Source organism: Streptomyces sp. NPDC048389 (assembly GCF_040706335.1).
GTDB lineage: Bacteria > Actinomycetota > Actinomycetes > Streptomycetales > Streptomycetaceae > Streptomyces.
This window is the reverse complement of sequence record NZ_JBEZKP010000037.1, coordinates 62,774-73,421: the sequence shown is the minus strand read 5'-3', so window position 1 is coordinate 73,421 and position 10,648 is coordinate 62,774. Positions and strand designations below refer to the sequence as shown.

Annotated in this window: 4 protein-coding genes; 3 read left to right on the top strand and 1 reads right to left on the bottom strand. The window is 70.1% G+C overall.

Features of this window, described 5'->3' with window-relative positions; all coding sequences use genetic code 11:
• Positions 1-128 precede the first annotated feature (128 nt).
• Both AB0903_RS23510 and AB0903_RS23505 read left to right on the top strand, forming a co-directional pair.
• A complete protein-coding gene (locus AB0903_RS23510; RefSeq protein ID WP_366705782.1) occupies positions 129-782 on the top strand; it encodes a hypothetical protein in 654 nt (217 codons plus the stop codon).
• Positions 701-1,327: a hypothetical protein gene (locus AB0903_RS23505; protein WP_366705780.1), complete on the top strand. Its 627-nt coding sequence runs from the start codon at positions 701-703 to the stop codon at positions 1,325-1,327. Before AB0903_RS23510 ends, AB0903_RS23505 begins: the two co-directional genes overlap by 82 nt.
• A 155-nt stretch (positions 1,328-1,482) precedes the next feature.
• On the opposite strand, the gene AB0903_RS23500 is transcribed toward AB0903_RS23505, so the two are convergent.
• Positions 1,483-3,546: an N-acetylmuramoyl-L-alanine amidase gene (locus tag AB0903_RS23500; protein ID WP_366705792.1), complete on the bottom strand. Its 2,064-nt coding sequence runs from the start codon at positions 3,544-3,546 to the stop codon at positions 1,483-1,485.
• Positions 3,547-4,386: 840 nt separating this feature from the next.
• Here AB0903_RS23500 and AB0903_RS23495 point away from each other — a divergent pair.
• On the top strand, positions 4,387-10,623 hold the full coding sequence (locus AB0903_RS23495; protein WP_366705790.1) for a DNRLRE domain-containing protein: 6,237 nt from the start codon (positions 4,387-4,389) through the stop codon (positions 10,621-10,623).
• The last annotated feature ends 25 nt before the right edge of the window (positions 10,624-10,648 follow it).

Here is a 10,648-nt window from a genome sequence, read left to right as displayed (position 1 = left end):
CTTCTTGCTCGACACAAGTTGATCTATCAGGACGTCCCGTTGCGTCATTCACCAGGGCTTGACCTGCGACTCAAAACTCAAACGCAACGGTGTTGAGGTCGAAGCTCCCGGCTGATCTTGACCTGCGGGTGGCTCTGACGCCGGTGGCGTGGCTGTGGCAGGGGCTGAACCGCTGGCAGCAGGACCGCGTCGTGGAGGCCGCGAAGCTCGAGCTGGCGCAGCTGCGGAACGTGCTGGAGTGGCCGGCGCAGGCCCCCTCGGTGCTGGCCGCCCGGCTTAAGTCCCGGCTCGAGGAGACCGGCGGGGAGGCCCTGATCACCCGCCCGTTCGGGTGGATCACTCGCCGCGGGCTGGTACGCCGGCCGTCGTGCGCGGACCGGCGGTGCGACGACGGCGTCCGGCTCGACACCGGTGCCGACTGCGACCACTGCGCCAACGTGCTGCACGTGCGCCGGGAGTGGCGGGTGCGGATCGCCGCCGAGGTCGACCAGGAGCTGCCCGGCCTGGAGACGGACGCCCGCTACCGGGAGATCGCGGCCCGGATGCGCCGTCACGCCGAGGTTGAGGCCGCTGACCTCGTGGCCCGGCAGGCCTGGGCCCGGGAGCGAGAGGCCCGGCGTGCGGCGGCCCGTGCCCAGGCCGAGGCGCAGACGCCGTTGAGCGGGAGCGGGCGGCGGCCGAGGCGGCGGCCCGGCAGGTCGTGGCGTGCGCGGACTGCGGCCGGGCGCGGTCGGCCGGGCTGTGCGAGGCGTGCGACCAACGGCGGCAGACCGAGGCCCTGATCGCCGAGGCCGGTTTCCTCGCCGCCACATGGTCGGCAGACCTGACCGACCCGGCCGCCGTCGCGGCCGTCGCCGCCGAGGTCCGCACGGCCATCGAGGCCCACATCGCCGCCGAGTGGGAGCAGTTCCTGCAGATCACCGACCTGGCCGACCTGGAGGCGGCTGGCCCGGACGTCGTCGAAGACACCGCCGCGCACAACGCGTTCCTGGCCGCCGAGAGCACGGTCGCGGAGTACCAGCACCAGGCGCTGGTGTTACTCGGCCGCAGCGAGGAGGCTAAGGCCGAGGCACGGCAGGCGTATGCCACCGAGCGCGCCAAGCCGTGGTTCCGGGCTCTGCCCGACAGCGACGACGCTCTGCGCGCCGCGACCGAGGCCGCCGCGCAGGCTCAGGCCCGCACCGCCGAGTACCTGCTCGCCGTGCGGCTGGAGCAGCTGCGCACCCAGGCCCGTCCCGAGCCGGTGAGGCCCGCGCCGCGGTCGCAGCGTCTGCCCGAGCTCGCCGCCCACCCGCTGCACGGCACGACCCCGGAGGTGATCGCGTGAATGCCACACCGGAGACGCCCGAGCCAGATGACGCCGAGGGTCCGGCTGCCCCAGCCCGCGCGCCGGACGAGTGGCGCGGTGGGCAGGGCGAGCCGGGCAGCCAGCGCCACCAGGCGCCCGCTCTTGAGACTCGCGGCGTCGGCGCTTCTTTTCGGTTACTTGAGGTGGACGAGGCCGTCGGTGGTGATGGCGGGGCGGCCGCTGGTGCCGACCACGACGATCTTGATGGTGTGCTTGGCGCTGGTGGCCCAGGTCTTGGTCCAGATCGCGTCGCGGTACTTGGTCGTGGACGATTTCAGGTCAACCGTGGCGGTCTTCATGCCATCGACGTAGACGTGCGCCTGACCGGAGGTAGTGGCTCGGGAGACGATCCAGGCCACCGAGCGGCCGGTGAACGTCCACGTCAGGGACGCGTTCGCGGACGAGCTGCTGTAGGACTTGCCGCCGAGGTAGCTGCTGGATGACCTGGCCGCCCAGGTGCCGGACTTGGCCGCGGCCGTCTCCTGAAGAATCACCGGTGTGCCGGAGACGGATGCGCCGGCGGTGTTGCCCGCGTGGTCGTACGCAGTCATGTTCCACGCCGTCGTCGTCCCGGAGCCTGCGGTGTGGGCGGCGCTGGTGACGGTGGGCCCGTAGGTCCTGGCGGCCGGTGCGGTGAGGCGGACTTCCTTCAGCGCCGCGGTGTCGGCGGCCTTCCATTTCAGGGTGAGGGGGACGGCGGTGGTGTTCACGGTTCCGGTGCGCAGGGCCAGGGCGGGCTTGTTGGTGAAGGTGGGTGCGGTGGTCTCCGCGATCACCGTCGCCGCAGGGCTGGTGGTCTGCCTGCCGGAGACGTGCGTGGCTCGCACGGCCACGGTGTGCGGGCCGAGGGCGAGGGTGGCCTTGGCCGAGGCCGCGGTACCCGCGGTGGTCGCCACCGGCTTGCCGTCGACGAGGAGTTCGTACTGTTTGATCAGCGTGGCCGGGGTGGTGGCCGACCAGTTCACCGTGATGCCGGCCTTGGTGTAGTACGTGGTGCCGGACAGTCCGGCACCGGCGATCGACTTGACGGTCAGTCCGGTGACGGGGCCGGCGGCCCAGGTGCGGATGGTGGCCAGCTGGTTGTAGAAGGCGTTGCCGGGGCACTGGGTGTTGTAGCCGTCCCGGTGGCCGTGGATGACGGGGAACGACAACTGGGCGCCCTTGGCCCAGGTCTTCCCGAAGTAGTTGGTGCCTCTGTCGCCTGCGGTGAGCGTGGTGGTGCCGGCCGGGTTGACGCCGTACTGGCCGAGCTTCCAGGCGGCGATCCGGGCGACAGAGGTCATCGCGGCCTGTGAGGGGGCGGCGTCGGTGTAGGTGCCGAGGACGGAGATACCGGTGGTCTCGGCGTTGAAGCCGTAGGCGTGCGCGCCCTGGACGGGCCGGTCGACGCCGCCCTTGCGGCCCTCGTAGACGGTGCCGCACTTGTCCACGAGGAAGTTGTAGCCGACGTCCTTCCAGCCGAGCTGCTTGACGTGGTAGGCGTAGATGCCGCGGACCAGCTTCGGCGCGTCGGCGCAGGTGTAGTTGTTGGACTCGGCCGTGTGGTGCACGACGACGGCCTTGATCCTGCCGCCGGGGAGGTAGCCCGGAGCCTCCGGGCTGATCGACTCGTCCGCGCCCCAGCCGGCCCGCGAGGTGATCGGCGGCCGCGGCGCTGTGGACGGCGGTGCCGAAGGCGTCGTCGCGGACGAGGACGGAGTCGGGCTCGCGGTCGTGGACGGCGAAGCGGACGCGGAAGGCGCTCCGTCCGGCGTCGGCGACGCGGTGGCCGACTGGCTCAACGACGGCTCGGTGGACGGCTCGTCGCTGACGGAAGCGTCCGGCGAGACCGTCGCATCCGGTGCGGGATCAGTGGATTCAGTGGCCGATGGAGTGGGCTCCTCGGTCTCCTCGACGGCGAACGCCGCCGGCTCCACGGCCGTCACGCTTCCCGTGCCGGGGTCGACCATGTCCAGACGCAGCCCGGTGGGAAGCCCCGCCGACGTCTTCCCTCCCGACGCCACCCGTACCTCGACACCGTCGGACGGCCCGACCCAGGCCGGCTCGGTACCACCGCGCAGAGCACCCGTCTCGCCCTGCCCGCTGTCACCCTCCAGCCGCAGCCAGCCGGACCACTTCCCGGAGCCCGCACCCCGGGTCCGGACCTCGACCGTCCCGCTCACCCGTGCACCAGGGTCGGTCCAGGTCACACCCAGCATGCTGAACGGCTCAGTCTCACGCCGGCCGAGTGAGGCGCTGCGCCCGTCGTCACTCGTCCCCAACTGCGCGGTCAGCGCCCGGGGACTCACCGGACCCGCCTTCCCGTCCGCCCCGGCCGGGGTACCGCTGTCACCAATCACCCCCTGGAACACCAGCACACCGACCAGACCCGTGACCGCCGTAGCAGCCGTTCCCCATATCCGACGCCGCTTCACGCAGCCCCCACCCCTTCAACCAACCCATCCGGACACGCGACCTGTAACGCACGTGCCATGAGTGACCTACCGGGGGAGAACGTACAGCCCTTGCTCCATCGCCACCGACGGGGCGCAGGCAGCTCAGGCGGCCGGTGGCGCCGGTTCCGTGGTGACTGGGCAGGCCGCCGTCCGGCCCCAGATCGAGTGCCAGGCCGCCGACCACCTCGGCAACTCAGGATCCTTCGTACCCGAGTCCTGGTGGAAACGGAGGGAGCCCGTCAAGGCGGCCATGCGATCAGGAAGCCGGGCGAGTGTGATCGGCATCTCACCTTCAGGGCGTATGTTCTGGAATGGATAGAGGTACGCGGGGTAGGCGCTTTCGGACGTCTCTATCCGGTGACGTAGATCACCAGAAGGCAGTTGATTATAGGCGCCCCGCCTGGGTGATCTTGGTGGGCTTTCTGGTCTTTCCTCCCTCGATATGTTCACGACGGCGTCACAGTCGTGACGTAGTTGGACACAAGAGACCGAGGAAACATGAGGGTTCACATACCCGCGCCGGATGAGCGCGGGCGGTTGTGGTCCGGGGGAAGCCGCCGCTATATCGCGGGGGGTCTGTCCTTGGCCTTGGCCATCGGCCTGATGGAGTCAGCCGCGTTGGCCGATCCGGCCGGCGCGGCAGGCAGTAGGCAGCCGCAAGCGGCCGCGGTGACGCAGGCGGCGGACATCGCGTCCGCGCGCGTGGCGGCCCGGCTGTCCGGCAAGCGCGTCGAGGCGCTTTCCGAGCGCACCGAGTCGTCGACGACGTGGGCGAACAAGGACGGTTCGCTCACCACCGAGCTCGTGGCCGGTCCGATCCGTTTCGAGGACAAGGCGACCGGCCAGTGGCGTGACGTCGATCTGGATCTGGTCGCCACGGGCAACGCGGTGGAGCCAACGGGGCACCCCGAGGGCCTGACGCTGGCCGGCAAGTCCGGCGGCGGTGCGGCGACATCGCTGCGCGCGGCGCAGGCGTCCAAGGCCACCGACCTGGTCACCCTCGGGGAGGGTGACCAGCAGATCACGCTGCAGTGGAAGGGCGGTCTGCCCGCTCCGAGGCTGGAGGGCAACCGGGCCGAGTACGTCAACGCCGTGCCCGGCGCCGACGTCGTGGTCGAGGCGACCCGTACCGGTTTCGAGCAGTTCGTCGAGATCAAGAAGCGGCCCGCCACCGACGGCTACACGTACACCCTGCCGCTGAAGGCCAAGGGGCTCAAAGCCAAGCAGCAGGCCGACGGCAGCGTCGTGTTCAGCGACAAGAAGAACAAGACGCAGGCCGTCATGCCGGCGCCGGTGATGTGGGACGCCACCGTGGACGAGGTCTCCGGTGAGCACACCCGCCGGGTGCCGGTGGCGATGAAGGTCGAGGCCAAGGGCTCGACCATCGACCTGGTGATCACCCCGGATGCGAAATTCCTCGCCGACCCCAAGACGAAGTACCCGGTCACGGTCGACCCGTCGACCTCTGCCCTGTCCAACGTCTTCGACACCTACGTCCAGCAGGGCGAGACCCGGGACTGGTCGACCGACACCGAACTGGACCTCGGCAACCCGGGCACGAAGAACGCCGACGGCACCCCGCGCACCGCGCGGTCCTTCATCTCCTGGAACACGTCGCCGATCGCCGACGCGCTGGTGATGGACGCGAAGCTGTCCCTGTGGAACTTCCACTCGGCCAACTACACCGGCTCGTCCTGCCCCACGCAGCCGTGGGAGGTGTGGTCCACCGGGGCCGCCACGACATTGTCTCGGTGGACGGCACAGCCATCGTGGACCGCGAAGAAAGCCACGTCCTCCGAAACACGGGGCAACCCCTCCTGCAGCACACAGCCGGACGGCTGGATCAACGCCAACGTCACCACGATGGTGCAGGAATGGGCCTCGACCAAGGCAGCCAAGTCCCACATGGGCCTGCGCGCCTCCGACGAGACCATCACGGGCCAGTGGAAGCGGGTCAACTCCGCCAACGCCGCCTCCAACCCGCCGAAGCTGGTCGTGACCCACAACTACCGGCCGCGCACCGGCACCAAGCAGGAGGCCGGCCCGCCGTACTTCTCCTACAGCGGCGCGTACATGGTCAACACCGTGACACCGACGCTGCGCGACACCTTCGTCGACCCCAACGGCGACAAGATCCAGGGCGCCTACCAGATCTTCGACACCGCCACCAACACCCAGGTCGGCGCGGTACTGCGCTCCGCGTTCGTGCCGTCCGGCCAGCCCGCCCCGGTGACCGTGCCGGCCGGTGTGCTGACAAGCGGCAAGACGTACCAGTTCCGCACCAGCCCGTACGACGGCACCCACTACAACCTCGGCTGGTCCGAGTGGAAGACCTTCACCGTCGACACCACCAACCCCTCCGCTCCCACCGGCATCACCTCGACGGACTACCCGAAGGGCGCCTGGGTCAAGGGCGCCGGCCAGACCGGCACCTTCACCGTCACACCGAACGGCACCGACCACAACTGGCTGGAGTGGTCGCTCGACGGCGTAACCTGGACCAAGGCCACCACCGGCGGCTCCACCGCCGCCAAGGCCATCTCCGTCACCCCGCCCCAGGACGGCACCCACACCCTGCAGGTGCGTCAGGTCGACAAGGCCGACAACAAGTCCGAGCCCATCGACTACACCTTCCACGCCGGCCCCGGCGGCTTCGTCCAGCCCGCCGACGGTGAGCGCACCGCGCGCCGCGTGCCGTTGGTCGCCGAGGCGAACGGCAGCACGTACAACGCGGTCTCCTTCTCCTGGCGCCGCTCCGAGGCCGACCCGTGGGTTCAGATCCCGCTCAAGGACGTCTTCTTCCAGGGCAGCGCGATCACCGCCTGGCCCCGGCCTCTGGTCAACGGCAAGAACGAACTCCTGGTCTGGAACGCGACCAACACCGTCGACCCGGACGGCTCCGTCGAGATCAAGGCCGACTTCACCGGCCCGAACGGCGCTGCCAAGAGCACCCAGCCCCACTCCGTGATCGTTGACCGGGACGCTTCTGGCGCCGCGAGCGAGGAGGTCGGGCCCGGGTCTCTCAACCTGCTCACCGGTGACTACACCCTCTCCGCCACGGACGCGTCGTTCTTCGGCATGGCCGTGACGCGCAGTGCCTCCTCCCGCACCCCGAACGGGGCCGAGAGCCTGGAGGGGCAGGCCGCCATCTTCGGCAAGGAGTGGGTGGCCGGCACGACCGCAGAACTGACGCAGACGGTCTTCAGCCACGTCCGCAAGGTCTCCGACACCGCACTGGACGTGGTCCTGGAGGACGGGACGGGCATCGCCTTCACCAGCAATGCCGCCAAGACCGGGTGGATCGCGGAGAAGGGCTCGGAGCACCTGACGCTGAGCGGCCGTTTCGACGGCTCCTTCACCCTGTCGGACACCGGCGGCACGGTGACCACCTTCGCCAAGGCCGACCCGGCCGCGCCGACCTGGCAGGTGTCCAGCACCCTCCTCAACGGACTGACGAACACCACCACCACGGTGGTGTCCGAGGCCGTCACCGTCGACGGCAAGCGGCTCGCCAGGCCCAAGCGGATCATCGCCCCCACCTCGGCCGTGACCGTGGCCACCTGCGAGGCGAACCCCGCGACCAGGGGCTGCCGCGTCCTGGAATTCGTGTACGCCACCGCCACCACGGCCACCGGTACGCAGACCGACGACCAGTTCGGCGACTTCGCGGGCCAGGTCCGGGAACTCCGCCTGTGGGCGTCCGCGCCCGGCGCCGCCTCCGGCACGGCGATCGCCGTGGCGGCTTACCGCTACGACAGCAACGGCAGCCTCCGGCAGGTCTGGGACCCCCGCCTCTCCAAGGCCGGTGAGCACCAGTACGCCTACTGGGCCGGCCGGGTGACCTGGGTCCAGCCCGCCGGGCAGCTCCCCTTCACCTTCACCTACGGCAACGCCGGCGCCGGCCCCGTTCCCGGCGACGGCATGCTGCTCAAGGTCTCGCGGGCCGCGCTCGTACCGGGCAGCGTCGACCAGCAGCAGGGCACGGCGGTCACCTCCGTCGTCTACGGCGTACCGCTCACCGGCGGCACCGCCCCGTACGCGATGGGCGCCGCGAACGTGAAGGCGTGGGGGCAGAGCGCCATCCCCACCGACGCCACCGCCGTCTTCCCGTCCGACTCCGTCCCCGCCTCCCACTCCGGACCGCAGCTCACTGCGTCCGCGTACCAGCGCGCCACCGTGCACTACCTGAACGCGTCGGGACGTGCGGTGAACTCGGCCGACCCCGGCGGTCACATCGCCACGACCGAGTACGACCACTTCGGCAACGCCGTCCGCGAGCTGACACCGGCGAACCGCACACTCGCCCTGGGCACCACCGCTGCCGAGCGGGCGACCCTGCGCGACCTGGGCATCGACGGACGCTCTGCCGCGGAGAGGGCGCACCTGCTGTCCTCCCTCTCCCTGTTCGACCCGACCGGCATGCGGGAGATGGAGACGTTCGGCCCCCTGCACCGTGCCGATCTGACGCAGGACCTCAAGGACGGCACCACCGTCCTGGTGCCGGCGAACACCTCCGTCGCCGCGCGCGCGTGGACGGTCAAGGAGTACGACGAGGGCCGGCCCACCGACGGCAGCGCCGCCGTGAGCAACCAGATCACCCTCACGATCAGCGGCGTCCGTGTCCGTGACCACGACTCGGTCATGGGCGAGAAGCAGCTGAACGAAACCCAGTACGACTGGGTGAGGGGCCTTCCCACCCTGCGGATCCAGGATCCCGGCGGCCTCAACCTGGTGACCAGCACCACGTACGACGCCGAAGGCAGGGTCACCGGCATCCAGCCGCCCGGTGGCACGGGACAGGACGCGGCGTCCAAGGTCGTCGCCTACTGGTCCGCAACGGGTACCGGCTGGTGCAAGGGACGCCCCGAGTGGGCGGACCAGGTGTGCTGGACCGGACCGGCGGGTGACATCGTCGGCGGCGGCTCCAACCCCGTCAAGGTCGAGGACTCCACGATGGAGTACGGCCTCTACGGCCAGCAGTCCAAGAGCGTCGACACGGCGAACGGGGTCACCCGTACGCTGTCGGTGGCCTTCGACGCCGCGGGCCGGCAGACCACCGCCACGATGAGCGGCGGCCTCGGCCAGGCGGTGCCGACGAGCACCATCACCTACGACCCCGCCAGCGGACAGCCGGTCACGGTGACCTCCATGACCGGGGGCACCATCACCAAGCAGTACGACAAGCTGGGCCGGCTGATCTCCTACACCGACGCGGACGGCGGCACCACCACCATGCGCTACGACGCGCTGGACCGCCCGCTGACCATCAGCGACAACGCCCCGTCGACCCGGATGTTCACCTACGACACGGCGATCGAGCCCCGCGGTATGGCGACCAAGCTCGTCGACTCCGTCGCGGGCACGTTCACCGCCACGTACAACGCGGCCGGTTCGATCGCCACCGAGCAGCTGCCCGGCGGCTACACCCTGCGCCAGACGGAGAACACCGTCGGCACCACGGCCGACCGGTCCTACACCCGCGACACCGACGGTGCCGTCGTCTACTCCGACGCGGTGACGCACGCCGTCAGCGGGAAGGTCACCACCCGCACCAGTGGCACCAGCAGTCGTGACTACACCTACGACAGAGCAGGCCGCCTGGCCGTCGCGGAGGAAACCGCCGACTCGGTCTGCACCCGCCGCGCCTACACCTTCGACAAGCGCAGCAACCGTACCGCCCTCACCACGACCGCCGCACAGCCCGGCCTCGCCTGCACCACCACCGGAGGCACCACCCGCACCCACACCTACGACAGCGCCGACCGCCTCGTCGACCCCGGCTACGTCTACGACGCGTACGGCCGCACCACGGCCATGCCCGGCGCCACCATCGACTACTACACCAACAACCTGGTCCGCCGGCAGACCGCCGGCACCAAGCGCCAGACCTGGGAGCTCGACGCGGCCCTCCGCTTCCGCAGCTGGACCACCGAGTCCAACAGTGGCGGCACCTGGTCCCAGACCGGCGCCAAGGTCAACCACTACGCTGGCGACACCGACAGCCCGAGCTGGATCGTGGAGAACGGCACCGGAGCCATCTCCCGCAACGTCAGCTCGCTGAGCGGTGCCCTGGCCGCCGTCACCGGCAAGACCGGCGGCACCGTCCTCATGCTCACCAACATCCACGGCGACATCGGCGTGCAGCTCCCGCTGGACACCTCGCAAAGCCCCGTGGCCCTGGAGAGCGACGAGTACGGCAACATCCAGAACGGATCACCGGCGGCCCGCTACGGCTGGCTCGGCGCGTTCCAGCGCTCCAGCGAGACGCCGACGGACACGCTGCTCATGGGCGCGCGGCTCTACTCGCCCGGCACGGGGCGCTTCCTCAGCGTGGACCCCCTGCACGGCGGAAGCTGCAGCGCCTACGACTACGTGTGTGCCGACCCGGTGAACACCTTCGACAACGCCGGCACGGCGCAGTCCAGATGCAAGACCGTCTCGCGCACGTACCGCCTCTACGAAGGAGCTGTGCGCATCCAGCTCGGCACCACCTCCATGCAGGCCGAGTTCTGCCTCGACAAGAAGGGAAACATCAGCAGCTCCAAGGCATGGACGAGCGACGACGAGAGCGGCGTCGCCTCGGCCCTCGGCTGGAAGATCCAGTTCCACGGGGCGGCCCGCAACCGCCGGTCCTCCACCTACCATGAGTGGGGCGCCTCCGGCATGGCCCAGGTCTGCGCATTCAAGATCTTCTTTGTCTGCGGCTACCAGGAACGCTTCGCCGTCACGGTCGCCTACTCCCGGAACGTCCAGGGCCCCGGCCTGTCCGGCCACCGGCGCTACTCCACCAAGTGGCGCGCCTACTGCACCAACAAGCACTGCAAGCTGCGCTTCTCCTAGAGGCGCGGCGAAACCGGACGACCCA